Genomic DNA, 26553 nt, shown 5'->3' with positions numbered 1-26553 from the left:
GTCCTTACTCGGCCGCGTCCTTGTGTTTTTCCATGGAGGCCAGCATTTCGGCACCCCATTTCAGTTGTTCTTTCAGATCATCAATGGCCTCGGTCAGCGCATCGCGCTGATTTTCCATTTCGGACAGACGCTTCAGCCCCACGTCGTAGGAAGCCCGAAGCTGCGTTTGCTGCTGATCGCCCATGTCGTAAAGATCGAGAAGCTGGCGCAGTTCTTCGAGGCTCACACCGAAGCGCTTGCCGCGCAGAATAAGCTTGAGGCGGGCGCGGTCACGGCGAGTGAACAGGCGCTTTTGTCCTTCCCGGATCGGAAACAGCAATTCTTTGGATTCGTAAAATCTCAGCGTGCGGGGTGTGACATCGAAGGTGTCGCACATCTCGCGAATGGTCATGATCTCGTCGGTCATCGGTTTTACTCTTTTCAGCATCGGAACGCGGCACAGGTATGATCTGCCGGGTGAGCTACAATACAGCATGACGTTTACGTAACCTGAACGTTACGTCACTTTACAGCTTGCCATTGCGGCAACGGAAAAACACGCGGCGTCACGCGCAAAAGCTGCCGATCTGTGCCGGTCAGTTCAGCAAATATCATCTTGCTAAATGGGAATCGGTTCCTGCCAACGTCTCGGCCGGGGCAATCAGCCTTTGTTAATTTCCCGCGCGACGGAATCGCGCAGATCCTGAAGTTCTTGCATGGCCTCATCAAGTTGCGCGCGCTGATCGGCAAGTTCTTTGAGCTGGCCATCCGCAAGGTCGATCCATGCTTCCATCTGCGCCGCCGTGCCTTCGTGTTCATAAATCAGCAACCATTGACGAATGTCTTCCAGCTGAAACCCGAACTTGCGCCCCCGCAAGATCAGTTTCATCCTTGCGCATTCCCGGGCGCCATAAAAACGCGCGCGCCCCTCGCGGTCGGGTTCAAGCAGCTCGATGTATTCATAGTACCGCAGCGTTCTGGGTGTGACGTCGAACTTGGCGCACATTTCTTTGAATGTCAGACGCTCATCTGGCATGTGTCGGCTCTCCCTTATCGTCAGGCTAAGACGCGAATTCAAAGAGCGCAACCGTCGCTCTTGCCCTTGTGACTGCTCTGCGATGATAAAGGGACGCAGACACTTCTGGTTCACCCCATCTGATCGGAACAATATGAACAAAAAAGTCGATATCGCGCGTCAATTCATCGAAGCGATTCCCCACAGCAAAGCCTTGGGCATGCAATTGACCGACATGGGGGACGGTGTTGCCACGATTGAAATGCCTTACGATGGCAAGCTTGTCGGCGACCCGGATACCGGAGTGATTCACGGCGGTGCGGTATCTGCCCTGATGGACACCTGCTGCGGCGCGGCGGTGATGAGCCATCCGGCAAACCCCGGCGGGACGGCGACGATCGATCTGCGCATCGATTACATGCGCGCCGCGACGCCCGGCCAGGCAATCCGGGCGCAGGCGACCTGTTATCACGTGACGCGTACCGTGGCCTTCGTGCGGGCGACCGCCACAGATGACGACAGCGAAAACCCGGTTGCCGCGGCCACCGGGGCCTTCACCGTGGAGGGCACGCGATGAAAGCGCCGCGCAGACCGCCCGAACCGGTGCAGGTTGTCAAACAGAGACGGGACGCGACGCTGCGCGCGCTTGTCGAACGTGTGCCCTACATCCAGTACCTTGGCATGCAGTTCGAAAGGAAAGGCGACGAGCTGACGGGGGTTCTGCCTTTCGATCAGAAGCTGATCGGGAACCCGATGCTGCCCGCGATCCACGGTGGTGTAACGGCGGCCTTTCTGGAAGTTACCGCGATCATCACGCTGAGTTGGTCCTACCTGTGGGAAGACGTTGAATCGGGCGTCATCGACACCGACGCCCTTGAGGCGGGCGGCCTGCCAAGACTGCCGAAAACAATCGATATCTCAACGGACTATCTGCGCTCGGGCTTGCCCCGGGATGCCTATGCGCGGGCGCGTATCAACCGCTCCGGGCGGCGCTATGCCTCTGTTCACGTGGAAGCCTGGCAGGACAACCGCAGCAGGTTGTTTGCCCAGGCGACCGGGCATTTCCTGATGCCACCGCTCCGTGACTGACGCGGCAGGCGATGCTCACGCGGCGGTTTCCCACCGCCGGGTTCTGAACATCGCTTTGCCGATCGTCCTGTCGAACGCGACGGTGCCAATTCTTGGTGCGGTCGACGTTGGTGTTGTCGGTCAGATCGGAGAGGCCGCCCCCATCGGTGCGGTGGCCCTTGGTGCGATCATCCTGTCCACCGTCTACTGGATCTTCGGATTCCTGCGGATGGGAACGGTGGGTCTTGTCGGTCAGGCGGAAGGGGCGGGGGACACGGCCGAAGTCTCCGCCTGGCTGACCCGCGCCTTGCTGGTCGCCATAGCGGGCGGGTTTGTGCTGATCATCCTGCAACCGCTGATCTTCTGGGGCGCGCTGCGACTGGCGCCGGCCAGCGCGGAAGTCGAAAGCCTCGCACGCGCCTATCTGGGCATCCGGATCTGGACCGCGCCCGCCGCCATCGCTGTCTACGCGCTGACCGGCTGGCTGGTGGCGATGGAGCGGACGTCGGGGGTTTTCTGGGTTCAGCTGGTCATGAACGGCGTCAATATTCTGTTGGATTTGCTGTTTGTGCTGGTTTTCGACTGGGGCGTCAGCGGGGTTGCCATCGCGACGGTCATCGCGGAACTGACCGGGGCGGGACTGGGCCTCTGGTTCTGCCGCAGCGCTTTTCGCAGGCCCGACTGGCGCGATTGGTCGCGCATTTTCGACAGGGCGAAACTGATCCGAATGGCCTTGCTGAACACCGATATTCTGCTGCGGTCGGCCATGTTGATGATTATCTTTTCCTCTTTCGTTTTCATCGGGGCGAAGTTCGGGGACGTGACGCTGGCCGCCAACGAAATTCTTGTGCAATTCATGTATATCATCGCCTATGCGATGGACGGTTTTGCCTTTGCCGCGGAAACCCTCATCGCCCGTGCAATCGGGCGCGGTGACCGGGCCTACGTGCGGCGGAGCGCCCTGATCACGACGGGGTGGGGGCTGGTGGTCTGCGTGACCACGGCTCTTGCGTTCGCGTTTTTCGGCGGATGGATCATCGATGTGATGGCCAAGGATGTCGCGGTGCAGCAGACCGCCCGCACTTTCCTGCCCTACATGGTGGTCGCGCCGATCATCGGCTGCCTGGCCTGGATGATGGACGGCATATTCATTGGCGCGACCCGCAGCCGCGACATGCGCAACATGATGGCGTTGAGTTTTGCCATTTACTGGGGGGCTATTTTCGTGCTGTTGCCACTATTGGGCAACCACGGTTTGTGGCTGGCGCTGCTGATTTCATTCATCGCTCGGGGCGTCACACTGGCACTGAGATACCCGGCACTGGAAGCATCTGTCTGAAAAGCCCAAGGGTCAGGTCCAGTCGGCGCGGCGGCTGCCGGTGGCTTCGGCCACGCTGGTAAAGCGGTCACGTGCGAGCAGGCGGTCAAGCCCCTCGACAATGTCGCTCACCAGCGACAGCCCGCCGTAAACCAGCGCGGTATAGAGCTGAACGGCAGAGGCTCCCGCGCAGATCTTCGCGTAGGCCTGTTCGGCAGTGGCAATGCCCCCGACACCGATCAGCGGGATATCCGTCTGAGCGGACAGCTGTGCCAGCACCCGTGTTGACCGGTCAAAGAGCGGCTGGCCGGACAGCCCGCCCGCCTCTCCGGCCTGCGCGCTGCGCAAACCGTCGCGCGACAGCGTTGTATTGGTCGCAATAATCGCATCCACGCGCGCATCCCGTGCGACGGTCGCGATATCGGCAATTTCCTGCGCGGTCAGGTCAGGGGCGATTTTCAGAAACACCGGGGTTGTCCCGCGTGCCTGCATCACACCCTCCAGCAGGGCGGCAAGCGCCGCTGGCCCCTGAAGATCACGCAGCTTCTCGGTATTGGGAGACGATACGTTAACGGTGGCGAAATCCACGTAAGCGCCAAGATGCGCCATAACCTTCGCGAAATCCGCGGCCCGGTCTGCGCTGGTCTTGTTGGCACCCAGATTGATGCCGACCGGTACCGATGCCGATGCCGCCTGCAGACGCGCGCCGATGATCTCCATGCCGTCATTGTTAAAACCGAAGCGATTGATCGCCGCCGCATCTTCGGTTAGCCGAAAGAGGCGCGGCTTTGGATTGCCAGGCTGGGCAAGCGGCGTGGCGGCACCAACCTCCAGGAACCCGAAACCACAGCGAGACAGCGGCGCAATGGCTTGCGCGTTCTTGTCGAAGCCTGCCGCAAGGCCCACGGGGTTCGGCATCGCGATGCCCGCAACCGTTGTCGCCAGGCGCTCAGAAGTAACCGGCCCCGGGGCGGGCGCCAGCCCGGATTGCAACGCTGTTAGCGCGAGGCCATGGGCCTTTTCGGGATCGATCTGGCGCAGCGCACGCAGACCGACCTGTTCGATGATCCGCTTCATCGTTTTATGCCGCTCACGCGCTGGCCTCTTCCAGCCCGGCTGGAAACTGATGTGCCCCACCGTGAAGCGGCAGCGGCTGAGCCCAAACCACGTCAGCCATTTTCAGAGGACGGTACAAATGAGGAAAGAGCTGATCCCCGCGCGAAACTTCCCATTTGAGATCATCGCTCAGCCGGTCCGTATCAATTGCCAGCAGCATCAAGCCGTCTTCGCCCGCGAAGTGCTTGGCCGCGGTCTCGGCAGCCTGGGTGGCCGTGGAGAAGTGAACATACCCGTCTGCAATGTCAATCGGCGCCCCGGCGGTTTCACCGTTTGCCCGCAGATGGGCCCATTCGTCGGCCCGGAAGATTTTGTAGATCATCATAGAGGCCTGATGCCCTTTGGCCGGTTGGGCGTCAAGGGCAGGCAGAGGGCATCGGGACGTTACGGTGCGGGCATGCCTGACGGCAGGTCAAGTGTGGCCGCAATTCGCACAGAGCCTTTGACAGTCCTTTCGGCAGCGGCCACGATGATGCGCATAGTCCAACCGAGGGGAAAATCATGAAACGATTCCTGACAGCGACAGCCGCCCTTGCCCTGACAAGCGGCATGGCGTCGGCTGAGTACAACCTGACAATTCTGCACACCAATGACTTTCACGCGCGGTTCGAGCCCATCAGCAAATATGATAGTGGCTGTTCTGCCGAGGATGATGCGGAGGGCAAATGCTTCGGAGGGTCTGCGCGTCTTGTAACGGCCATCGAACAGGCCCGCGCACGTTCCAACAACGCCATTCTCGTGGATGGCGGCGACCAGTTTCAGGGCACGCTTTTCTACACCTACTACAAAGGTGCCCTGGCGGCCGAGATGATGAACAAGCTCGGCTATGATGCAATGACCGTTGGTAATCACGAGTTCGACGATGGCCCGGAAGTGCTGCGCGGCTTCATGGACGCGGTGAATTTCCCGGTTCTGATGTCGAACGCCGATGTCTCTGCCGAGCCGCTGCTGGCGGACACGCTGGCCAAGTCCACGGTGATTGAGCGTGGCGGTGAAAAGCTGGGCCTGATCGGTCTCACACCGGAAGATACGGATGAGCTGGCGTCACCCGGCGATAACATCACCTTCTCTGATCCGGTTGCCGCCGTTCAGGGCGAGGTGGACAAGCTGACTGCTGACGGCGTGAACAAGATCATCGTTCTCAGCCACTCAGGGTACAGCACCGATCAGCGCGTGGCCGCCGAGACGACCGGCGTTGACGTGATCGTGGGCGGACACTCCAATTCGCTGCTGTCCAACACCAGCGACCGCGCTGTCGGGCCGTATCCGACGATGGTCGGAGACACCGCGATCGTTCAGGCGTATGCCTACGGCAAGTTTCTGGGGGAATTGAACGTCACCTTCGATGACGCGGGCAAGATCACCGAGGCGAAGGGAGAGCCGGTTCTGATCGACGGCAATGTGGCCAAGGACGCAGCCACCGAAGCCCGCATCGCCGAGGCCGCCAAGCCGCTGGAAGAGATCCGCAACAAGGTCGTGGCCGAAACGGCGGCCGAAATCGTGGGCGTGCGTGAAGACTGCCGCGCCAAGGAATGCGCGATGGGCAACCTGATCGCCGACGCCATGCTGGCGCGGGTCAAGGATCAGGGAGTTGAGATCGCCATTCAGAACGGCGGTGGTATTCGGGCCAGCATCGATGCCGGCGAGGTGACCATGGGCGAAGTCCTGACGGTTCTGCCGTTCCAGAACACCCTGAGCACCTTCCAGGTAACGGGTGAAACCATTATCGCGGCCTTGGAAAACGGCGTGAGCCAACATGAAGAGGGGGCGGGTCGTTTCCCGCAAGTGGCTGGCATGAGCTACGCCTTTGATGTCTCGAAACCAGCGGGCAGCCGCATCAGCGACGTGATGGTGGGCGGTGCGCCGATCGACCCCGCAAAGGTTTATTCCGTCGTGTCGAACAACTACGTCCGAAACGGTGGCGATGGCTACGACATGTTCAAGAACGCCGCAAACGCTTATGATTTTGGCCCCGATCTGGCGGATGTGACCGCTGAATTCCTGGCGGAAAAGGGGCCCTATAAGCCCTATACGGATGGGCGTATTACGGCCAAGTAACCCGCTCTGAGACCATACCAAATGGTGCGTCCGGAAAATTCCGGGCGCGTTTTTTGTGACCTCGGTGCCATGGGTCTCCCACTGCGGTAACCGATGCCGCCGAAAGGCAGCGCGGCACGCCGCAGGGGTGAGAGGCAGTGATTGCTTCCGCGTCTTGGGGACAAGTCTATGACAGGGCACATGATACCAACCGGTCTCACCCCTCCCGCCCGCAGATCAGTTGGTCAAAGGCGCGCGGGTCAAGTCCAAACGGCCTTCGATCAACCGGTCGGCCCAGCCATGAAACCGGCCCGCCATTTCCGGTGCAAAGTTCACCGTGGTTTCCGCCCTCGCCGCAATGATATCGGTGGTCCAAAGCCCCTCGGAGCTGCTGACCGCATGCGCGCGCCCGCTTTCATTGACGAAACGGACGGTATCACCCACCTGAACGTCAATGCGTTCCGGGAAGTAGGCGGATTCCAGAATAATAACGATATGCTCTTCAGCAGAAGCGTCGGCCGTGAGTGAGACCGATCCAAAGAACACCAAGAAAACGAGATACGCAGGCTTAAACAACAAAACAAATTTCCTTAGATCGGTCCCACCCAATCGGCAGATAACCTTGCCCTAAAATCGAATTAAGACTGGAATTGGCCCAAATTGTGGCGCAAATGCGGCAAGTGACCCTCGCACAGAGTGTTTCGCATTTCGGCACAATGCATTGAAAGATATGGATTTTCTCGCATATGGCGAAGTTCGTGCATGAGGTGTGCGTTGCGCTACATCCCGGACGCCTGACTTTTCAGCCACTTACGGAAAGACCTGAGCGCGGATGCTTCCTCGCGGTCTTCCGGCCAGACGAGATAATAGCTGCCGATGCTCTCCGATGTGCGCTCGGATGCCAGAACCAGCTGTCCGCTGGTCAGATATGGGTCGGCAAAGAAGGTCGGCAGCAGCGCAATGCCCATGCCGTGGATCGCCGCCTGCGCCATCGTGGAGAACTGATCAAAGATCATGCCGGGCGGCAAATCGTCCCTGTGCCCCAACGCGCGCATCCATCTCGCCCAACCGCGCGGCCGCGTATCGAGATGCAGCAGATCGTGGTGCAGCAGGTCCGCCGGGGTCGCCAGCGGGGCGGAAATCAATCCGGGCGCACATACCGGCACAACGGTTTCGGGCAGCAGCGGCAGGTAGCGGACGCCCGGCCAGTCCTCGCGCCCGAAATGGATGGCCGCGCTGAAATTCGAGGTGCGAAAGTCGAAAGGGGCAAGGCGCGTTGACAGGTTGACCGTCACCTCGGGGTGTTTGCGCGCGAAATCCTGCAGTCTCGGCGCCAGCCAATGCATGCCGAAGGCGGGCAGGATCGCGAGGTTGAGAATGCCGCCTTCAGCATTTGTGCGCGCCGACACCGTTGCCTGACCCAGCCGCTGCAACACGTCCCGCACGTCGCGCACATACTCATGGCCCTTTGGGGTCAGGACAAATCCGCGTCCCTCGCGCAGCAACAGCGGCACGCCCATCTGATCTTCGAGCGCTTTCAGCTGTCGGCTGATCGCGCTTTGGGTCAGTGACAATTCTGCGGCGGCCTGCGTGGCGCTGCCCAAGCGGGCGACCGCCTCGAAGGCAAGCAGGGCGGAGATCGACGGGAGATACCGGCGCGGCACGGACATATGAGTTTTTCTCATGATAGGCAGGACAAAGCATCGTTAGTCTTTTGCCGCCGTGTTTGCAATAATACGGCAAGGGCCGTCAGGGCCCCAGTTGTGATGAGAGGACCTCCGATGAACGCCGAAAGCCCGATTTTGAAAGCCAAGGACGCGCCTGACCTGGGTGCTTTTGACTGGTCTGACCCCTTTCGCCTTGCGGATCAGCTGGAAGAAGATGAACGCATGGTGCAGGAATCCGCCCACGCTTATGCGCAGGAAAAACTGCAACCGCGGATCATAGATGCTTTCGCCAACGAAACCACTGACCCGGACATTTTCCGCGAAATGGGAGACATGGGCCTGTTGGGGGTGACCTGCCCTGAGGAATATGGCGGGCTCGGAGGATCATACGTGTCTTACGGCCTCGTCGCGCGCGAGGTGGAGCGTGTGGATTCAGGCTATCGGTCGATGATGTCCGTGCAGTCCAGCCTCGTGATCTATCCGATCTATGCATACGGATCCGAAGCCCAGCGGACAAAGTATCTGCCGAAGCTCTGTTCGGGCGAATGGATCGGCTGTTTCGGTCTGACCGAACCTGACGCGGGCTCTGATCCTGCTGGCATGAAAACACGCGCCGAAAAGACGGCAACAGGCTACAAGCTGACCGGCTCGAAAATGTGGATATCCAACGCGCCTATCGCCGATGTCTTCGTTGTCTGGGCCAAGTCAGACGATCATGGCGGCAAAATCCGCGGTTTCGTTCTGGAAAAGGGCATGAAGGGCCTGAGCGCGCCGAAGGTGGGCAACAAGCTGTCATTGCGCGCTTCGATTACCGGCGAGATCGTGATGGATGGCGTCGAGGTAAGCGACGAGGCGCTGTTGCCCAACGTGCAGGGTCTCAAGGGACCGTTCGGGTGCCTCAACCGCGCGCGGTATGGCATCAGCTGGGGTGCCATGGGGGCTGCCGAGTTCTGCTGGCATGCGGCGCGCCAGTACGGGCTGGATCGCCACCAGTTCGGGAAACCCTTGGCAGGCACGCAGCTGTTTCAGAAAAAACTGGCTGACATGATGACCGAGATTTCGCTTGGTCTGCAGGGATCGCTGCAGGTCGGACGGCTGATGGATCAGGCCAAGGCGGCCCCGGAGATGGTGAGCATCGTTAAACGCAACAACTGCGGCAAGGCGCTGGATATTGCACGCATGGCGCGGGACATGCACGGCGGGAATGGCATCAGCGGCGAATTTCAGGTGATCCGCCACATGATGAACCTTGAAACCGTGAACACCTATGAGGGAACGCATGACGTGCATGCCCTTATCCTGGGACGTGCACAGACGGGCATTCAGGCATTCTTCTGACCAATGACGGCGCGGGGGCGTTCCCCTGCGCCGGGTTTTTGGTGCAGAAGGGTACAACGACCTCCCGAACGAATGAGTGACTGACCAATGGACCGCGTCCAGATCGTGCATGACAACTTCCTCTCGCGTCTCGCGGCAGGGGATTTTCCACCCGGCAAGCGGCGGCAGGACGGTCTGGCACCTGACAGGGCGCTGGACCTCTTTCGCGCTCAGGTATTGAGCCGCGCCCTGGATATTCAAAGCCGCGCGATGCAGAAGGCCGGGCAGGGGTTTTACACCATCGGCTCCTCCGGCCACGAAGGGATGGCGGCGGTGGCAGCGGCGCTGCGCCCCGATGACATTGCCTTTCTGCACTACCGTGATGCGGCCTTTCAGATCGCGCGGGCGCAACAGTCCGGCCATGACAGCATGCTGCGGGACATGCTGCTGAGCTTTGCCTGTGCGGCAGAGGATCCGACGAGCGGCGGCCGACACAAGGTGCTGGGCAGTCGTCCCCTGATGATCCCGCCGCAGACGTCGACAATTGCCAGCCACTTGCCCAAGGCATTGGGGGCGGCCTACAGCATTGGTCTTGCCCGCCGGCACGCGCCCGAACATCGGTGCCTTGCCAAGGACGGCTTGGCCATGGTGTCCTTCGGCGATGCCTCTGCCAATCACTCTACCGCGCAAGGGGCCATCAACGCCGCAGGCTGGACTTCAGTTCAGGGCGTACCCTTGCCCTTGCTGATGGTGTGCGAAGACAATGGAATCGGGATTTCGACAAGAACACCCGCTGGCTGGATCAAGGCATCGCTGCAGCATCGGCCGGGCCTACGCTATTTCGAAGCGGACGGGCTGGACATCTATGCAACATTTGCCGCGGCACGGGACGCGGCCCGATACGTCCGAACCCAGCGTAAACCGGCGTTTCTACATCTGCGTATGGTGCGCCTATATGGGCATGCGGGGGCAGATGTCGCCACCAGCTACCTGCCGCGCGCCGACGTCGAAGCAGATGAGGCCAATGATCCGTTGCTGCACTCCGCCCGCCTGTTGACAGACGCCGCCGTCGCCTCCGCCGACACCCTGTTGCAGATCTATCAGGACACGCTGGCCGATGTTGCGGCTGAAGCTGCCAAAGTCGCAAAAAGACCGCATCTGAAAACAGCCGAGGACGTGATGTCCAGCCTGATCCCGCCCCGACGGGACTGTCTGCCCACCAATGGACCGGATCAAACAGACCGCGACACGCTCTTTGGCGCGGATGCAGCGCAGATGCAGGCGCCTCAGCCCATGTCACGGATCATCAACTGGGCGCTTCACGATCTGATGCTGGAACACGCCGAAACCCTCATCATGGGCGAGGATGTCGGACGCAAGGGCGGCGTCTACGGGGTTACCCAGAAGCTTCAGGCACGGTTTGGACGCGACCGGGTGATCGACACGTTGCTTGATGAACAATCCATCCTCGGGCTTGCCATCGGGATGGCGCACAATGGGTTTGTGCCCATGCCGGAAATCCAGTTTCTTGCGTATCTGCATAACGCCGAGGACCAGTTGCGGGGTGAGGCTGCGACCCTGCCGTTCTTTTCCGTCGGCCAATGGACCAACCCGATGGTCCTGCGGATCGCCGGGTTGGGCTACCAGAAAGGATTTGGCGGGCACTTCCACAATGACAACTCGCTGGCGGTGCTGCGCGACATTCCCGGGGTGATCATCGCCTGCCCCTCGTCCGGCTCAGAGGCTGCGCAGATGCTGCGCGAATGTCACCGACTGGCGCGCGAGGAGCAAAGGGTGTGTGTCTTCGTGGAACCCATCGCTCTTTACCCGATGCGCGATCTGCATGCCGAGGGGGATGGTGAATGGATGACCACGTATCCCCCGGCCGGCACGCGCATCGCAATGGATACGGTCGGTCGGCACGGCGACGGCGAGGATCTGGCGATCGTGAGTTACGGGAACGGGCATTACCTGTCCCGGCAGGCGCAAAAGGTGCTGGAAGACGATGGCATCAGCGTCCGCGTGATTGATCTGCGCTGGCTGGCTCCTCTGCCGGAGAAGGCGCTGCTGGAGGCGGTTAATGGCTGTGCGCATGTTCTTATTGTCGACGAATGCAGGCGCACGGGCGGACAGGCCGAAGCCTTGATGGCGCTCATGGCAGAAAATGCTGTCGGCAGCTATGCGCGCCTCACGGCGGAAGACAGCTTTATCGCTACGGGTCCGGCCTATGCGGCGACGCTGCCGTCACGGGATGGGATCGTTGCGGCGGCGAAAGCCCTCCTGGGCTGAACGCGCATTGGACCTTGCGATCAGGTCGACACCCATCTGATGCATGAGATCCATATAGTCCAGAAGCACCCAGTTTTCCGCGATCTTCCCGTCGGCGCATCTGTAGAAATCCATCACGCGCAGCGTAAGTGCCTGGCCCGTGGGTGGAATGCCCAGATAGGAGCCCTGATGGGTCATCGTCATCGATGGCCAGCCGGACACGGCGGCATAATCGGCGTCGCCGATCCGGCAATAGTGATTGCCGCCCTTGCGGTCGGGAAATGCCGCAAGAAATGGTCTTCGGTGATCGTTGACAAAGCCGTCCCAGCGATAGTTTGACCCGATGCCGCACGGGCCATACCACAGCATGTCGTCGGCCCAGTACCCCGTTTCACCGGTCTGCCCATGTGATCCGGCTGTTTCGGGATCATAGACATGCAGATCGCCGAGCATCGCCTCCACCAGATCAAGGGTTTTTGCCCCGTGCGCGCCGGTGGGCAAGACACCATCATGCGTCGCGGGGCCGGGGAACAGCGTCTCAAGTCCCAGGCCGGTATCAAACGGATTGCGCCCGGCCTGACGCATCAAATCGGGCAGGTCCAGGATGATTCGAGCCGTGGTAATCTGGCCATTTTCCACCCGGTAGAACTCTCCCGCGCGCAAAAATGCCAGTTTTCCGGACGATCTGATGCCGCAAAAGTCATCATCAAACGACCCCAAATAATGCGTTACGGCTGCAATCCAGTCGCCGCCCTCCGCCCGCCTGTTCACCCCGCTGATGAATATTTCATCACGCCGCCGCACCTGCCGCAGCGCGGTTTGAAGCGGTTTGAAAAAGCCGTTCAGAATTGCTCGGCGCCCCTCAAACCGCCCTAAGGGATGGGAGATTTCATAGACGCACCCAGGGTGGATGAACCGGTCGCACAACCCGCGCAGCGCCGCGTCGTCAGCGCGAATGACCTTGTTTAAAAAATTGTGAATTTGGACTTTCGAGGCAGACATCATGTGCTTCCAGACAGGGAGGAGAGTGATTTTTGCAAACGTGTGCAAAAAATTCTTGCCAAGCGGCTGTGTGAATGTCTAGCGTGAAATCAAGCCTGAAAACTGGCGCATCCGACAACGGGGACATCATGGCCGAAATTCAACTGCGCAATATCAACAAGCGGTGGGGCAGCTTCGTCGGTGTCGATAACTTTGACCTCACGATTGCCGATCAGGAATTCCTCGTGTTGCTGGGGCCGTCAGGCTGCGGCAAAACCACCACGATGCGAATGATCGCGGGTCTTGAAGACGCAACGGAGGGCGAGATCGTCATCGACGGGCGCGTGGTGAACGATCTTGACCCGAAAGACCGTGACGTGGCGATGGTTTTTCAGTCCTACGGCCTCTACCCGAACATGAACGTCTACGAAAATATCCGCTTTCCGTTAAAGGTGCGCAAAGTGCCGGACGGCGAGCACGACGAACGGGTGCGACGCGCGTCGGCAATGGTTGAGCTGGATGATTTCCTGCACCGCAAACCCGCGGAACTGTCCGGCGGGCAACGTCAGCGGGTGGCCCTGGCGCGGGCGATCGTGCGCGAGCCGAATGTCTTTTTGATGGACGAACCCCTGTCCAACCTTGACGCCAAGCTGCGCGTCTCGACACGGGCGCAGATCAAGAACCTCAGCCACGAGCTGAAAGTCACCACTGTCTATGTGACCCATGACCAGATCGAGGCGATGACGCTCGCGGACCGTGTCGTGGTGATGAAGCAGGGCAAGGTTCAGCAGGTGGGCACGCCGACGGACATTTACGATCACCCGGCCAACACCTTCGTGGCAAGTTTCATCGGCAGTCCTGCGATGAACCTGATGGACGGTGACATGACCGGCGGCACGTTCTCCGGCACGAATGTTTCGATCGCCGGGCTGACCGGCCCCGATGGCCCCGTAACCCTGGGGTTCAGGGCCGAAGATGCGACGCTCGCCGAGGGAGAGAGCGGTCAGATCACGGCGCCGATCTACACGATCGAGCTGTTGGGTGATGCCACCATGCTGACGGTGCGCGCGGGCGGTCAGCTGGTCTCCGTCAAGGCGCACAAGGAATTCCGGGCAGAGATCGGCGACATGGTCTCCTTCTCCGTTCCGGTCGCAATCTGTCATTTGTTCAACACGGATAGCGGGACGCGGATCGGCGCGTCCTGAGGAATAATGCCCCAATCCGGGGCCAACCAAAGGGTGCAGCCTTGCAAGATGCACCCAAGCCAACTGCAACAGGGAGTTTGCATATGTTTTTGAAGAAAATCGCATTGGCGGGGGCTGTCTCGCTCATGGGCAGCGCGGGTTTTGCCGCCTGCTCCTATGAGAACACAACACCGATAAAATCGCTGAGCGCGGGATTTGAAGCATGGAAAGCGGTCACCGATGCAATGGCGGAGTGCGGCAATTTCCAGGCGGAACTGGATCAGGAATTCCGCACCAAGCAACCAGCCGCGTTTGAAGCCAACCCATCCCTGTACCAGATCGGCGGCGTCTCCAACGGCACTATCACCCCGCTGTTGAATGCGGGAACGATCCGTCCGCTGGATGATCTGGTGGCCAAATACGGGCAGAACCTGTCGCCGAACCAGCTGATCCGCATCAATGGCAAGATCATGGCCGTGGCGATGATGGTGAACACGCAGCACCTGATGTACCGCTCCGACGTGCTGGCTGATCTCGGTATCGACACGCCAACCACGTGGGACGAAGTGCTTGCCGCATCTGCGAAGATCAAAGAGGCGGGCGTGATGGAATATCCACTGGGCGCCACCCTCAAATCGGGCTGGAATCTGGCGCAGGATTTCAACAACATGTACGCGGGCTTTGGCGGCAAATTCTTCAATGACGACAACACGGCAGCCGTGAATTCGGAGGCCGGGATCAAGTCGCTGGAAATGATGAAAGCGATGACCGAATACACGGACCCCGAGGTACTGGTGTCGGATTCCACCTACGTGCAACAGCAGTTCCAGCAGGGCAAGATCGCATTGGCCAACCTCTGGGCCAGCCGTGCGGGCGCCATGAACGATGAAGCTGAAAGCCAGGTCGTGGGCAAGGTTGCAATGTCAGCGGCACCCCGCGCCATGGACGGCGGCGTGCCTGCCACGACGCTGTGGTGGGACGGCATCGTGATTGCCAAAAACATCTCTGACGAGGAAGCGGATGCGGCCTTCCGTCTGGCGATGGAAGGCCTCGACAGCGAGATGGTCAAAGGCGCAAATGATGCGGCGATCTGGTTGGTAGAAGGCTACGCCCCAACGGAAATCGCCAAGGGCGCGATCGAAACGGCAACGGCCAACCCGGCGCCACCAGCCTATCCGTCGACGACACAGATGGGTCTGCTCCATTCTGCTCTGGGCAATGAGCTGCCTGCCTTCTTCACCGGGGAACGCAGTGCCGAGGCCACGTTGGAGGCGATTACCGAAGCCTATACGACTTCTGCAAAAGAAGCGGGCGTCCTGAAGTGACACCCGCGCCGGTCGGGCACATCCCGACCGGCGCCTTCCCAATCGGGAGACTTTGCCAAACGCAGCATGCGGTGCGTTTTGCAAAATTCACCCAGCACTTTGCAAATTTGACTGTCGCGAGGGCAAGCCCATGAAATTCAAGACATTTGCAGCCTTTGTCGGCCCGTCAGTCTTTATGATGCTGTTGTTCATTGCCGCGCCTCTGGTCAGTGTCTTTATTCAGAGCTTTCAGGTGACGCAGCCCATTCTCGAACAGGTTGAGGTTGAAACCTGTACCCCGGGATTTCTGACTCAAACCTGTACGACAGAGATCAAGACAGTGCCCGTACTGGATGACAATGGTAAAACCGTGACAGAAACCCGGTGGGTTGGTTTGCAAAGTTATCGGAACGTTTTGCAAATGGATAAGTTCTGGGCCGCGGTGGGAAACGGCAGCTGGAATGACATCATGCAGATCGATTTCTGGAAGGCCCTGCGTTTCACGCTGTCTTTCACCTTGCTGACATTGCCGCTGGTTATTGGCGTGGGGCTGGCCATCGCGCTGGCCGTCAACAACGCCACGCGGTCGATCCGCGGCCCGGTGATCTTCATCTCGCTGCTGCCCTTTATCATCACGCCGGTGATCGGATCGCTGTCGATCTACTGGCTGTTCGTCGGGGACGGCATTCTGACCGCCATGCTCGAACGCTGGACAGGCACCAATATCTCGATGTTCGCCCAAGCCTGGACCATCGAGCTGCTGATGTATTTCTACAGGGTCTGGCACGTGGCGCCCTTTGCCTTCGTGATCTTCTACGCGGGCCTTCAGACGGTGAACATGGATACGCTGGAAAGTGCGGTGATCGATGGTGCCAGCCGCTGGGAACGCCTGCGTCACGTGATCGTGCCGCACCTGATGCCGCTCATCATCTTCATCGCGCTCATACATCTGATGGATTGTTACCGCGTGTTCGAGGAGATTGTCGGGTTCCGCAGCCAGGCGCATGTGATCTCGCTGCAATGGCTGACCTACGATTTCATGACGCCGGACGATGCGGGCAACCGTGCGATCTCCCGCGCCTCGGCCTCGGCCATGCTGACGATGATCGGGATCGTGTTCCTGCTGATCCTGCCACTGCGCCGTACCTGGCGTGATCACAAGGGGAGTGCCCACTGATGTCTACATCCAAGGCCATGCAGCAGTCCTTTGCGCTGCGCCTATCATCGGGTACTTTCCTTGCCTTCTGGTGCGTGCTTGCAGCTTTCCCGATTTTCTGGATTGCTGTGATGAGCTTCAAATCCCCGGTGGATGCATTCGCGGACAGCCCGTGGGACGTAATCCTAGGCCCGGCCACGCGGGCCAACGGCGACGGGTTGTCGGTGCTGGATATCATCATCGGCCTCGTTGTTCTTTTCTTCGCGATCCGCTGGGCCTTCACACGTCTTCCCGGATTGGTGCGGCAATACTGCCCGCCGGGTCTGATGGTGCTGGGGTGGATTTTCGGCGCAGTGCTCTACGGGCTCGCCTTCGTGCTGGTTTTCTTCGGTGTTCTGCCACTGGTTCTGGGCGCATTGAACGGTCTTCTCGGCCCGCTTGGGGCACCTGTTCTGGGCCTGACAACCGATCACTACGTAGCCGTCTGGGCGGAAAATGAGTTTTATCGCAATTTTCTGAACTCCATGCTGGTCACTGCGGGGGTCGTCACGATCTCCCTGACGGTTGGCACATTGGCCGGTTACGGCCTTGCGCGCTCCGGGTCCGACCTGGCCTTCTGGCTGCTGATCCTCGCGCTTGTGTTCCGCGCACTGCCGCATTCCGTGCTCGTTGCGGGCTACCTGCCGGTCTTCATCAATTCCTCGGAAATCCTGCGACCTGTTTTTGGCGACGGCGCGCCGACACTTTATGGCCAGCCCTGGGCGGTGATCGCGGTGTTGGTTTCGATCAATCAGCCCTTCACCATCTGGATGCTGCGCAGCTTCTTCCAGAACATCCCCGCCGAGCTTGACGAGGCCGCCCGCGTCGATGGCTGCAGCCACTTCCAGGCCTTCCGCCGAGTCATCATGCCGGTGATGTGGCCGGGGGTGATCACGACGGGCCTTTTCAGTTTCCTACTGGGGTACAACGACTTTCTGGTGACATCGCTGCTGCTTGATGCGCAGAACCAGACGATGGTTCCGGCGATTGCAGGCTACTTTAACCGCGAGACGACAACGACAGATCAGGTCGAAGCGGTTGCAGCGGCGGTGTCGATCACGGCGCCCTTGTTCCTGCTGGTCATGGTCTTCCAACGCCAGATCGTATCGGGGCTGACCGCGGGAGCTGTGAAAGGCTGATGAGCAAGACCCCCAGATCCGGACGGATGCAGCGCCATCCCGGGCTGAACCGGATGCCCCGGGACGTCACCTTGAACCGTGCCGGAATGACCGCGCGATTTCAGGTTCAGGAAGAAAGGAATGCCCGATGAAGGGGTCAAGACCGGAACAGGCCGTGCTGAGCAGAGACACGGATATGAGCAAGACCGAAGCGACCCGGGCTGTGATAGAGGGCATGGTCGACGGGCTGAACGATCACCGAATCGATGACATCGGTGTTTTCTTTGCCGAAAGCTTTCGCTGGATGGGCAATCGGGGCTGTGGCACGAAAAACGGGCTGCGGGAGTTTCAGGACAATTGGCAGCGCCCGTTCCAGGCCGCGTTTTCGAACAAGGTCTGCGTGGATGAAGCCCGGCTTTTCATGGGTGAGTGGGCAGCGGCTTTTGGCCGGCAGGAGGCGACCCATTCCGGTGACTTCATGGGGCTGGCAGCCACGGGCAAGCGGATCGAGATCCGGTATATGGATTTCTGGAAAGTCGAGGAGGGGCGCATCACCGACAATTGGGTGATGGTCGACTTCCCGCATGTGTTGGCCCAGCTGGGCAGGGATGTTTTTCAGGGTGAAGGCTGGGAAGCCTTCGACCGGGGCGAAAAAACGCCGCCACGACCTGATCACTGAGGAGTAAGCCTGATGGCAATCGAGTATCTCAAAACCGGCAAACCAGCGGCAGAGCGGGCGGATGACGACGCGAAAACCCGCGCGGCTGTCGAAGCAACCCTTGCCGATATCGAGGCGCGGGGCGATGTGGCCGTGCGGGAACTGTCCGAAAAGTTCGATGACTATTCGCCTGATAGCTTCAGATTAAGCGCCGCGGAAATCGACGATCTGATTGCCCGGTTGTCGCCGCGCGAACTGCAAGACATCAGGTTCGCGCAGGAGCAGGTCCGCACCTTTGCTCAGGCGCAGCGCGACAGCATGCTGGACATCGAGGTCGAGACAATGCCGGGGGTGATCCTGGGGCACAAGAATATCCCCGTGCAATCGGTGGGTTGCTATGTGCCGGGCGGGAAATTTCCGATGGTCGCCTCGGCGCATATGTCAGTGGCCACGGCGTCGGTAGCGCAGGTCCCGCGCATCATCGCATGCACTCCCCCGTTCAAGGGGAAACCCAACCCGGCGGTGATTGCTGCGATGCATCTGGGGGGGGCGGATGAAATCTACGTCATGGGCGGTATCCAGGCAGTGGGTGCCATGGCATTGGGCACCGATACGATTGATCCCGTGCATATGATCGTGGGTCCCGGCAATGCCTTTGTTGCCGAAGCCAAACGCCAGCTCTTCGGTCGTGTCGGCATTGATCTTTTTGCAGGCCCGACCGAAACGATGGTGATCGCCGATGACACGGTAGATGCGGAGATGTGTGCCACCGATCTTCTCGGGCAGGCCGAACACGGGTATAATTCGCCCGCTGTCCTGCTCACCAACTCGCGGAAACTGGCCGCTGAGACGCTGGGGGAGATCGACCGGATACTCGAAATCCTGCCCACCGCAGACACTGCAAGGGTGAGTTGGGAGGACTATGGCGAGGTGATCCTCTGCGACACTTATGACGAGATGCTGAGTGTTGCCGATGACATCGCCTCCGAGCATGTCCAGGTGATGACCGACAGGGATGACTGGTTTCTGGAGAACATGACCTGCTATGGTGCGCTGTTTCTTGGTCCGCGGACGAATGTTGCCAACGGGGACAAGGTCATCGGGACCAACCATACGTTACCCACCAGGAAAGCGGGCCGATATACCGGTGGATTGTGGGTGGGCAAGTTTCTGAAAACCCACAGCTATCAGAAGGTCACGACGGACGCGGCCGCGGCGGATATCGGGGCCTATGGCTCGCGGCTCTGCATGCTGGAAGGGTTCGTCGGTCACGCCGAGCAATGCAATCTTCGGGTCCGGCGATACGGTGGGGTGAATGTGCCCTACGGTGAAGGCGCACCGGTGGTGGAGGCGGCGGAGTAACGGGGGCGCTGCCCCCGGCGCGCGGCGCCTCCCCCGGGATATTTTTAAACCAGAGAAGACATGGACGCACCTTCCCGACATAAAGAATGCATCGCACCGCTGCGCGCGGCGCTTTATGATGGCGATCTTGCACGCCTGCGCGGGGTCCTGCATGAGATCTGCGCACCTGATGTCGTATTCCGCCTCGCGTTCCCGTTTGAGACCATTCACGGCGTTGATGCTTTCGTCGATCAGGTCTACGCATCACTGGCGCTTGCGTGGCCGGATATGGAACGGCGAGATCATATTGTCATGGCAGGCCCGACCAGAGAAGGTGCGGATTGGGTCGGTTGTGGCGGTTACTATCTTGGAACATTCCGCAAACCCTGGTTGGACATTCCCCCCACGGGTCACTTGGCGCATATGCGGTTCCACGAGTTTTACCGTTTCGACAACGGCAGGATTGTCGAATTGCAGGCGCTTTGGGATGTGCCTGAAGTGATGATGCAGGCGCAGGCCTGGCCGATGAGTCCAAGCCTGGGGCGGGAGTGGCATACTCCGGGCCCGGCGACATGTGATGGTCATGTTGCGGCACCTTACGATCTGGCGCAGGGGGCGGCGACCTGCCAGCACATCGTGGAGATGCTGGAACATCTTAAGAGGCATCCGTCGCAGGGTGGTCCGGAAGTGATGGAGATGGCGCGCTTCTGGCATCCGCGTATGACATGGTATGGCCCCAGCGGGATTGGTACAGGGCGCGGGATCGATGGGTTTCGGAAATGGCACCAGATCCCGTTTCTCAATGCGATGCCGGATCGCGGGCAATACCTGGATGAGGTCGAATACCATTTCTTTGGCGACCGTAACTATGCGGCGGTGACCGGCTGGCCGGACATGATCCAGTCGATCAGTCGGGGGGGATGGCTGGGCATCGCGCCGACGGGCAAGAGAATTGACATGCGCAGTCTCGATTTCTGGCGGGTGGAAAACGGGCTGATCCGGGAAAACTGGGTGTTGGTCGACTTGCTGCACATGTATGATCAGATCGGGGTGGATGTTTTTGCCCGCTTGCGGGAATTCAACAAGGCCCGCGCGGGGTTTGACCCGGAAACAGGAGTAGCCTTGTAGTGCAACTGCCAAGAACGCCGAGCTTCGACCTGTCTGGCAAACGCGCCCTCGTGACGGGGGCGTCTTCCGGTATTGGCCTTGGATGCGCGGTGGCGCTGGCAGAGGCTGGCGCGCATGTGGTTTGCGCCGCCCGTCGCGTGGACGTGCTGCAGGCGTCGGTGAACGCCATGGCAGCAGAAGGCTGGTCCGCCGAGGCGATGCCGCTGGATCAGAGCAATCCAGATGCGCTGCCGGATGTGTTTGACGCGCCCTTCGACATCGTGATCAATTCGGCAGGGCTCGCACGGCATTCCCCGGCGGTCGAGACAACGCCCGCTGATTTCGACGCGGTGATGAACCTGAATCTGCGGGGTGCCTATTTTCTGTCCGCACAGGCGGCCAGGGCGCTGATGGCGGCGGGTTTGCCCGGCTCGATCATTCATATCTCCAGCCAGATGGGACATGTCGGGGGCATTGATCGGGCGGTTTATTGTGCGTCCAAACATGCGCTTGAAGGCATGGTGAAATCCATGGCGATCGAATGGGGCAAATCCGGTATTCGGATCAACACGATTTGCCCGACGTTCATCCGTACACCCCTGTCGGCGGTGACTTTTGACAACCCAGAACGGCTTGCGTGGATCATGGAAAAGATCAAGCTGCCGCGCGTGGGCGAGGTCGAGGACATCATGGGCGCCGCCTTGTTTCTTGCCTCCGATGCCTCGGCCATGATCACCGGAACCTCGATGATGATCGATGGCGGGTGGACTGCGGGCTGATGGGCAAAGTGACATCTCTCGAAGTGGCCGAAAAGGCGGGTGTCAGCCGGTCGGCGGTCAGCCGTGTGTTCACGCCCGGCGCGTCGGTGAGTAAAGGCACGGCGGAGAAGGTCCGCAAGGCCGCTGCCGCCCTGGGCTATCGTCCCAATGTGCTGGCGCGCTCCCTGATCACCGGGCGCAGCCGCATCATCGGTCTGGTGGTGGCCTACCTGGAAAACCAATTCTACCCCGAAGCGATCGAACGATTGTCCAATGCGCTGCAGGTTCAGGGGTACCATGTATTGGTTTTCATGGCTTCCAACGATCACGACGCCACGCAATCCGTGATAGATGAACTGCTGGATTATCAGGTGGACGCGATTATTGCGGCCTCTGTCGGCCTGTCCAACGATCTGACAAAAAGATGCGAGGACCTGGGCATTCCGATCGTGCTTTTTAACCGTCATCAATACGATGCGCGCCTGACCAGCGTGACCTCGGACAATGTCGCGGGGGGGCGCAAACTGGCTGACTTCCTGATTGCCGGTGGGCACAGGCGGATCGCGCATATCGCCGGATGGGAGGACGCCTCGACCCAGATTGATCGCGAAGCCGGTTTCAGGGCCGGGCTGGAGGCTGCGGGGCTGTCGTTGTTTGCGCGCGGCGTCGGCAACTTCAACTTTGAAACCGCCCAGGCAGCGGCCCGCGAAATGTTCAGTGGAAGCGACCACCCTGATGCCGTTTTCGTGGCCAACGACCACATGGCTTTCGCCGTGATGGACGTGCTGCGGTACGAACTGGGTCTGCGGGTGCCCGACGACGTCTCGGTCGTGGGATACGATGATGTGACGCTGTCTCACTGGCCAAGCTACAATCTTACGACGGTCCGCCAACCCGCCAACCGCATGGTTGCCGCCACGGTTGATGCTTTGCTTGCACGCCTCACGCAGGAAGATGAAGCACCGCGCAGTATCACCCTTGACGGCCCTTTGATTATCCGCGGCTCGGCCCGCAAACCTGAGGAATAACCCGCCATGAAAGGCTTCGATCCCAAGTTCAAGGATTTCCCCGATTACATCATCGGCATCACAAGGGAGATCTGGGAAGATCGCGGTATCGCGACCCTGCATCAGTATTATTCCGAAGACATCGTGGTTCGCTCGCCCGCCTCTGTAGTGATCGGCAATCAGAACGTGATCGGGGCCACCATGGCCACGCTGGCGGAATTCCCAGACAGGACGCTTTTGGGGGAGGATGTGATCTGGTCGGGCACACCGGAGGAGGGGATGCTGTCTTCACACCGTTTGCTCAGTACGGCGACTCATATGTATGATGGGGTTTACGGCGCGGCCACGGGCAAGAAACTGACCTACCGGATCCTCGCCGATTGCCACGCCATCAACAACCAGATCAATGATGAATGGCTGATCCGGGATCAGGGGGCCATTGTGCGCCAGCTGGGCGTGGATCCGAAAGACTACGCCGCCGATCTGATCGTGCGCGAAGGCGGGCCAGAGGTCTGCACCAAACCGCTCAGCCCGGCGACGGATCAGCCCGGTCCCTACAAAGGTCGGGGCAATGATAATGAATGGGGCGCCAGATATGCCGATATCCTCACCCGGGTCATGGGGGCGGATATGGCGGCAATCCCCGTGGAATATGACCGTGCCTGCCACGTGGAGTACCCCGGCGGCGTGACCGGCCACAGCCACGGCGATGTCGACCAGTTCTGGATGGGCCTGCGGGCGTCTTTCCCGGATGCGACCTTCCAGATCGACCACCAGATCGGGCGCGACGATCCGATGATGCCACCGCGGGCCGCGCTGCGCTGGTCGCTGCATGGCAAACACTCCGGATGGGGGCGGTTCGGGGCGCCGACGGGCGCGGAGGTTTACCTTTTGGGGATCAGCCACGCTGAATTCGGTCCTTGGGGGCTGCGCCGCGAATATGTCATCTTTGATGAGACCACGATCTGGAAACAGATCCTGCTGCAAACAGGATAGGTCGATGATTGGGACTACCCTCAATCTGAGAGATGGCCTTTAAAATTCTGGAGAGTACAAAATGCATATTCAGTTTAACTACTCCACCTCAAGAGGTTTCTTCGATAGCTTCTCCTCTCCGGTGCGGGAACGACTTGTGCCTGTGACAGGTGGTAACATCAAAGTGCAGCAGCGTGGTGATGGTGACGACAAGCGTTTCTATCTTCGAATAAGCTCCGGATGGGCGTCCGTACAATATCAGCGGATGGACCCGGCTGATATGATCGTATTGGCCGATGCACTGCTCGACATTGCGCAAAATCCAGAGGCTGACCAAAAGGAGACAGACCAATGATCCCAGCCGAAATGGAAACCCGCATTGTCCGATACGGTGATCTGAAACCGTGTAAAACGGCCTTCATCGATGCGCACACGCCCGGGAGCGATCAGAAGGAGAACTTTACCATCATCGGGGGCGGGGTTTCAGAAAGCCCTGATCAGCATGTCCACATCAACCTTCCGCACGGCTTTAACATCGGCGCGGCGGGCCAGCCGCCAAAGTGCCGAAATTCGCTGCACAGCCACCGTACGGCCGAAGTGTTTTTTGTTCTCAAGGGGCGCTGGCGGTTTTTCTGGGGCCGATGGGGAACCGCCGGTGAAGTTATCCTGGAAGAGGGCGACATCATCAACATCCCCACGGGCATTTTCCGTGGCTTCGAGAACATCGGGACAGACTACGGGATGATCATGGCGATCCTTGGCGGCGACGATGCAGGGGGCGGTGTCATCTGGGCGCCGCAAGTGATCGGGGATGCCAAGGACCATGGGTTGATCCTCGGGGCGAACGGGAAACTCTATGACAGCAAGAAGGGTGAAAGCTTGCCGGAGGGTATAGGCCCGATGCCGCTGCTTACGGAGGAGGAGCTGAAGGCCTATCCGGAACTGTCCCCGATGCAGGTGGTGGGGTTCGGCGTACGGCGGTATTACGACATGGTCGCCATGGCCCAGAAAACGCCCTGCCTTGTGATCGGTGAAAAGGGCATTATTCGCGACAAACCGGGGTTCGAGGTCGGTTTTCTGACGCGCGACTCGTCATCGGCGGATATGCACCAGCATGACCGGCCGTCGGTTCTGATGCCGATGAAAGGCCATTGGAAACTGAAATGGGACGGCGGAGAAGCGACTTTGAACCCCGGTGACACGGCCTCTGTGCCTGCCGGGCTGATGCATACAGCCGTGCCCGCCATGACCGGTGAAGCTTCGTTGTTCCATATCGTGGCGACGGGTGATCCTGCAGGCGCAACATGGAGCGGCACATGAGTATCGACACCACACATGTCGGCAGCCTGCCGCGGAGCCAGAAAGTCGTTGATTTTATTTTCGCGCGTGAACGGGAAGAACCCTACGACAAGGCGGCCTTTGACACGGCGATGTCCGAAGCGGTGTCGGATACGGTGGCGAGGCAGGTCGCCGCTGGTATCGGCATTGTCAGCGACGGCGAGACCTCCAAGATTTCCTACGCCACATATGTCAAGGACCGCTACACCGGGTTCTCCGGCGACAGCCCGCGCAATGCGCCGGCGGACCTCAGGAAGTTTCCCAGCTTTCTCAAGCGGTTGGCCGAGGATGGCGGGACGCCAAAATACGCACGGCCCATGTGTACCGGAGAGGTGACATCCAAGGGGCAGGGCGAGCTGCAGCAGGATATCGACAATCTGAAAGCCGCGATGGCGCAGCACGGCGCGGAACGGGGGTTCATGAATGCCGCAAGCCCGGGTGTGATCTCGTTGTTCCTGCAGAACGATTTCTACAAGACGCGGGAAGCTTACCTGGCCGCCCTGGCCGATGCGATGCGGGAGGAATATCAGACCATCGTCGCGGCAGGGCTTGATGTACAGCTTGATTGCCCTGATCTCGCGTTGTCACGGCACATGCTGTTCAACGATCTCAGTGATGCGGAGTTCCTGAACGTGGCGGGCGCTCATGTGGAAGCGCTCAACCATGCCCTGCAAGACGTGCCCGAGGACCGGGTGCGCATTCACATCTGCTGGGGCAATTATGAAGGGCCGCATATCTGCGACATCGGCATGGACAAGGTGTTCGATACCTTGATGTCGGCCAAGGCCCGGTATGTTCTGTTTGAAACGTCCAACCCGCGCCATGCGCATGAATGGACGGTGTTCCGCGACCGCAAGGCTGGTATTCCCGACACCAAGGTTCTGGTGCCGGGTGTGGTTGATACGACAACCAACTTTGTCGAGCACCCGGAACTCGTGGCCCAGCGGATTGACCGCTTTGCCGGGATTGTTGGCGCGGACCGGGTGATTGCAGGCTCGGATTGTGGTTTCGGCACCTTCGCGGGCTTTGGCGCGGTGGATCCCGAGATCGCCTTTGCCAAGCTCGAAGCCCTCGCCGAAGGCGCCAGGCTGGCGGGGGCGCGGTGATGGACAGCGATCTTTTGGCACTGTTGCGCAGTGTGGACACGCCCACCGTCTGCAACGCAATCGAAGTGGCGCAGGGCAAACGGGGATTTGATGATTTCACGCGCGGTACGATGCTGTGCTCTGCACCGCAGTCCCCGGCAATCGTCGGGTATGCGCGCACCGCCCGCATTCAGGCCGTGCATCCGCCCAGCGACTCGCCAGAAGTCGTGAGGGCGCGCCGCATGGCCTATTACAAGTACATGTCCGAAGGGCCGCGGCCTGCCGTGGCCGTTGTGCAGGACATGGATGCGCCCAATGCCATCGGGGCGTATTGGGGCGAAGTCAATACCAACATCCACAAGGCGTTTGGCCTGTCTGGTGCGCTGACCGATGGCGTGATGCGCGATCTTGGGGATCTGCCGGAGGGCTTCCCGGTCGTGGCCGGGTCGGTCGGCCCCAGCCATAGTTTTGTGCATGTTATCGACTACGGCCTGCCCGTGGATATCTGCGGCCTGCCCGTCGCACCGGGTGCCTTGGTGCATGCGGACAGGCACGGTGGGGTGGTCATCCCGGAGGATGTCGTTCCGCGGCTGGCCGACGCCATCGCCCAGCTTGTCCGATCAGAAAAGATCGTGTTTGACGCTGTCAAAGACAAACGCATCGATTTTGAGCAGTTCGAAGCGGCGTGGGCGGCGTTTGAAGCCGCCCGCACCTGAC

The 26553-nt window shown here is 60.0% G+C and carries 27 protein-coding genes and 1 pseudogene; 20 read left to right on the top strand and 8 right to left on the bottom strand.

The genetic code is table 11. From position 1 onward, the window contains the following. Nucleotides 1-4: 4 nt before the first annotated feature. The gene (locus tag KX928_RS21565; RefSeq protein WP_219506872.1) at nucleotides 5-406 is read right to left on the bottom strand and encodes a MerR family transcriptional regulator; all 402 of its coding nucleotides are present in this window, start codon (nucleotides 404-406) and stop codon (nucleotides 5-7) included. 234 nt (nucleotides 407-640) lie between these two features. Then, on the bottom strand, nucleotides 641-1015 hold the full coding sequence (locus KX928_RS21560) for a MerR family transcriptional regulator (protein ID WP_219506870.1): 375 nt from the start codon (nucleotides 1013-1015) through the stop codon (nucleotides 641-643). Between the two features lie 133 nt (nucleotides 1016-1148). Between KX928_RS21560 and KX928_RS21555 the strand changes: the two genes are divergently transcribed. Genes KX928_RS21555 through KX928_RS21545 form a run of 3 tightly spaced genes read left to right on the top strand, consistent with a single transcriptional unit; the run spans nucleotide 1149 to nucleotide 3401 of the window. Continuing rightward, nucleotides 1149-1571 (top strand): PaaI family thioesterase, encoded by a 423-nt coding sequence (locus tag KX928_RS21555; RefSeq protein ID WP_219506868.1) that lies wholly within the window; start codon nucleotides 1149-1151, stop codon nucleotides 1569-1571. Then, nucleotides 1568-2083 carry a PaaI family thioesterase gene (locus tag KX928_RS21550; protein WP_219506866.1) on the top strand — a complete coding sequence of 172 codons (516 nt, stop codon included), beginning with the start codon at nucleotides 1568-1570 and terminating at the stop codon, nucleotides 2081-2083. The genes KX928_RS21555 and KX928_RS21550 overlap by 4 nt, the downstream gene beginning before the upstream one ends. Then, nucleotides 2076-3401 carry an MATE family efflux transporter gene (locus KX928_RS21545; RefSeq protein WP_219506864.1) on the top strand — a complete coding sequence of 442 codons (1326 nt, stop codon included), beginning with the start codon at nucleotides 2076-2078 and terminating at the stop codon, nucleotides 3399-3401. The genes KX928_RS21550 and KX928_RS21545 overlap by 8 nt, the downstream gene beginning before the upstream one ends. A 12-nt stretch (nucleotides 3402-3413) precedes the next feature. On the opposite strand, the gene KX928_RS21540 is transcribed toward KX928_RS21545, so the two are convergent. Both KX928_RS21540 and KX928_RS21535 read right to left on the bottom strand, forming a co-directional pair. Then, the gene (locus KX928_RS21540) at nucleotides 3414-4457 is read right to left on the bottom strand and encodes a quinone-dependent dihydroorotate dehydrogenase (protein WP_219506861.1); all 1044 of its coding nucleotides are present in this window, start codon (nucleotides 4455-4457) and stop codon (nucleotides 3414-3416) included. A 13-nt stretch (nucleotides 4458-4470) separates the two neighbouring features. Continuing rightward, entirely contained in the window at nucleotides 4471-4821 is a 351-nt protein-coding gene (locus tag KX928_RS21535; RefSeq protein WP_219506859.1) for a DUF952 domain-containing protein, read from the bottom strand. Nucleotides 4822-4997: 176 nt separating this feature from the next. On the opposite strand from KX928_RS21535, the gene KX928_RS21530 reads away from it, so the two are divergent. After that, a complete protein-coding gene (locus KX928_RS21530; protein WP_219506857.1) occupies nucleotides 4998-6554 on the top strand; it encodes a bifunctional metallophosphatase/5'-nucleotidase in 1557 nt (518 codons plus the stop codon). A gap of 216 nt (nucleotides 6555-6770) precedes the next feature. On the opposite strand, the gene KX928_RS21525 is transcribed toward KX928_RS21530, so the two are convergent. Both KX928_RS21525 and KX928_RS21520 read right to left on the bottom strand, forming a co-directional pair. Then, the gene (locus tag KX928_RS21525; RefSeq protein WP_219506855.1) at nucleotides 6771-7109 is read right to left on the bottom strand and encodes a cupredoxin domain-containing protein; all 339 of its coding nucleotides are present in this window, start codon (nucleotides 7107-7109) and stop codon (nucleotides 6771-6773) included. Nucleotides 7110-7312: 203 nt separating this feature from the next. Continuing rightward, nucleotides 7313-8203: a LysR substrate-binding domain-containing protein gene (locus tag KX928_RS21520; protein WP_219506853.1), complete on the bottom strand. Its 891-nt coding sequence runs from the start codon at nucleotides 8201-8203 to the stop codon at nucleotides 7313-7315. Nucleotides 8204-8314: 111 nt separating this feature from the next. Here KX928_RS21520 and KX928_RS21515 point away from each other — a divergent pair, with 111 nt between their 5' ends. Both KX928_RS21515 and KX928_RS21510 read left to right on the top strand, forming a co-directional pair. Next, nucleotides 8315-9538, top strand: coding sequence for an acyl-CoA dehydrogenase (locus tag KX928_RS21515; protein ID WP_219506843.1), 1224 nt, complete (start codon nucleotides 8315-8317; stop codon nucleotides 9536-9538). 87 nt (nucleotides 9539-9625) lie between these two features. Beyond that, complete coding sequence (locus KX928_RS21510) at nucleotides 9626-11806, top strand: thiamine pyrophosphate-dependent enzyme (protein ID WP_219506841.1); 2181 nt, start codon at nucleotides 9626-9628, stop codon at nucleotides 11804-11806. Here the strand turns inward: KX928_RS21510 and KX928_RS24165 are convergent. Together KX928_RS24165 and KX928_RS24160 are read right to left on the bottom strand one after the other, a co-directional pair. Beyond that, entirely contained in the window at nucleotides 11762-12247 is a 486-nt protein-coding gene (locus tag KX928_RS24165; protein ID WP_505561820.1) for an ester cyclase, read from the bottom strand. The genes KX928_RS21510 and KX928_RS24165 overlap by 45 nt on opposite strands. A 174-nt stretch (nucleotides 12248-12421) precedes the next feature. Continuing rightward, nucleotides 12422-12787: pseudogene (locus tag KX928_RS24160) on the bottom strand (nuclear transport factor 2 family protein); the annotation flags it as partial. Nucleotides 12788-12915: 128 nt separating this feature from the next. Here KX928_RS24160 and KX928_RS21500 point away from each other — a divergent pair. The 14 genes from KX928_RS21500 (at nucleotide 12916) to KX928_RS21435 (ending at nucleotide 26552) form a co-directional block, all read left to right on the top strand. After that, complete coding sequence (locus KX928_RS21500; RefSeq protein WP_219506931.1) at nucleotides 12916-13971, top strand: ABC transporter ATP-binding protein; 1056 nt, start codon at nucleotides 12916-12918, stop codon at nucleotides 13969-13971. An 83-nt stretch (nucleotides 13972-14054) separates the two neighbouring features. Then, nucleotides 14055-15275 (top strand): ABC transporter substrate-binding protein, encoded by a 1221-nt coding sequence (locus KX928_RS21495; RefSeq protein ID WP_219506837.1) that lies wholly within the window; start codon nucleotides 14055-14057, stop codon nucleotides 15273-15275. A gap of 130 nt (nucleotides 15276-15405) precedes the next feature. Further along, complete coding sequence (locus KX928_RS21490) at nucleotides 15406-16431, top strand: carbohydrate ABC transporter permease (RefSeq protein ID WP_219506835.1); 1026 nt, start codon at nucleotides 15406-15408, stop codon at nucleotides 16429-16431. Beyond that, the gene (locus tag KX928_RS21485; RefSeq protein ID WP_219506833.1) at nucleotides 16431-17588 is read left to right on the top strand and encodes a carbohydrate ABC transporter permease; all 1158 of its coding nucleotides are present in this window, start codon (nucleotides 16431-16433) and stop codon (nucleotides 17586-17588) included. The genes KX928_RS21490 and KX928_RS21485 overlap by 1 nt, the downstream gene beginning before the upstream one ends. Nucleotides 17589-17715: 127 nt before the next feature. Continuing rightward, entirely contained in the window at nucleotides 17716-18246 is a 531-nt protein-coding gene (locus tag KX928_RS21480) for an ester cyclase (RefSeq protein WP_219506831.1), read from the top strand. A gap of 12 nt (nucleotides 18247-18258) precedes the next feature. Further along, entirely contained in the window at nucleotides 18259-19587 is a 1329-nt protein-coding gene (gene hisD / locus KX928_RS21475) for a histidinol dehydrogenase (protein WP_219506829.1), read from the top strand. A gap of 60 nt (nucleotides 19588-19647) precedes the next feature. Beyond that, nucleotides 19648-20694, top strand: coding sequence for an ester cyclase (locus KX928_RS21470; protein WP_219506827.1), 1047 nt, complete (start codon nucleotides 19648-19650; stop codon nucleotides 20692-20694). Further along, entirely contained in the window at nucleotides 20694-21452 is a 759-nt protein-coding gene (locus tag KX928_RS21465; protein WP_219506826.1) for an SDR family NAD(P)-dependent oxidoreductase, read from the top strand. The genes KX928_RS21470 and KX928_RS21465 overlap by 1 nt, the downstream gene beginning before the upstream one ends. Then, a complete protein-coding gene (locus KX928_RS21460; protein WP_219506824.1) occupies nucleotides 21452-22459 on the top strand; it encodes a LacI family DNA-binding transcriptional regulator in 1008 nt (335 codons plus the stop codon). Before KX928_RS21465 ends, KX928_RS21460 begins: the two co-directional genes overlap by 1 nt. Nucleotides 22460-22465: 6 nt before the next feature. Next, nucleotides 22466-23434, top strand: coding sequence for a nuclear transport factor 2 family protein (locus KX928_RS21455; RefSeq protein ID WP_219506822.1), 969 nt, complete (start codon nucleotides 22466-22468; stop codon nucleotides 23432-23434). A gap of 61 nt (nucleotides 23435-23495) precedes the next feature. Next, nucleotides 23496-23768: a lytic polysaccharide monooxygenase auxiliary activity family 9 protein gene (locus KX928_RS21450; protein WP_219506820.1), complete on the top strand. Its 273-nt coding sequence runs from the start codon at nucleotides 23496-23498 to the stop codon at nucleotides 23766-23768. Further along, the gene (locus KX928_RS21445; RefSeq protein WP_219506818.1) at nucleotides 23765-24733 is read left to right on the top strand and encodes a cupin domain-containing protein; all 969 of its coding nucleotides are present in this window, start codon (nucleotides 23765-23767) and stop codon (nucleotides 24731-24733) included. Before KX928_RS21450 ends, KX928_RS21445 begins: the two co-directional genes overlap by 4 nt. Continuing rightward, nucleotides 24730-25857, top strand: a complete 1128-nt coding sequence (locus KX928_RS21440; RefSeq protein WP_219506816.1) for a cobalamin-independent methionine synthase II family protein — start codon at nucleotides 24730-24732, stop codon at nucleotides 25855-25857. The genes KX928_RS21445 and KX928_RS21440 overlap by 4 nt, the downstream gene beginning before the upstream one ends. Beyond that, complete coding sequence (locus KX928_RS21435; protein WP_219506814.1) at nucleotides 25857-26552, top strand: RraA family protein; 696 nt, start codon at nucleotides 25857-25859, stop codon at nucleotides 26550-26552. The genes KX928_RS21440 and KX928_RS21435 overlap by 1 nt, the downstream gene beginning before the upstream one ends. Nucleotide 26553 lies beyond the last annotated feature (1 nt).

The organism is Roseobacter insulae, assembly GCF_019375555.1.
Classification (GTDB): Bacteria; Pseudomonadota; Alphaproteobacteria; order Rhodobacterales; family Rhodobacteraceae; genus Roseobacter; species Roseobacter insulae.
This window is presented reverse-complemented; position numbering and strand designations above follow the sequence as displayed.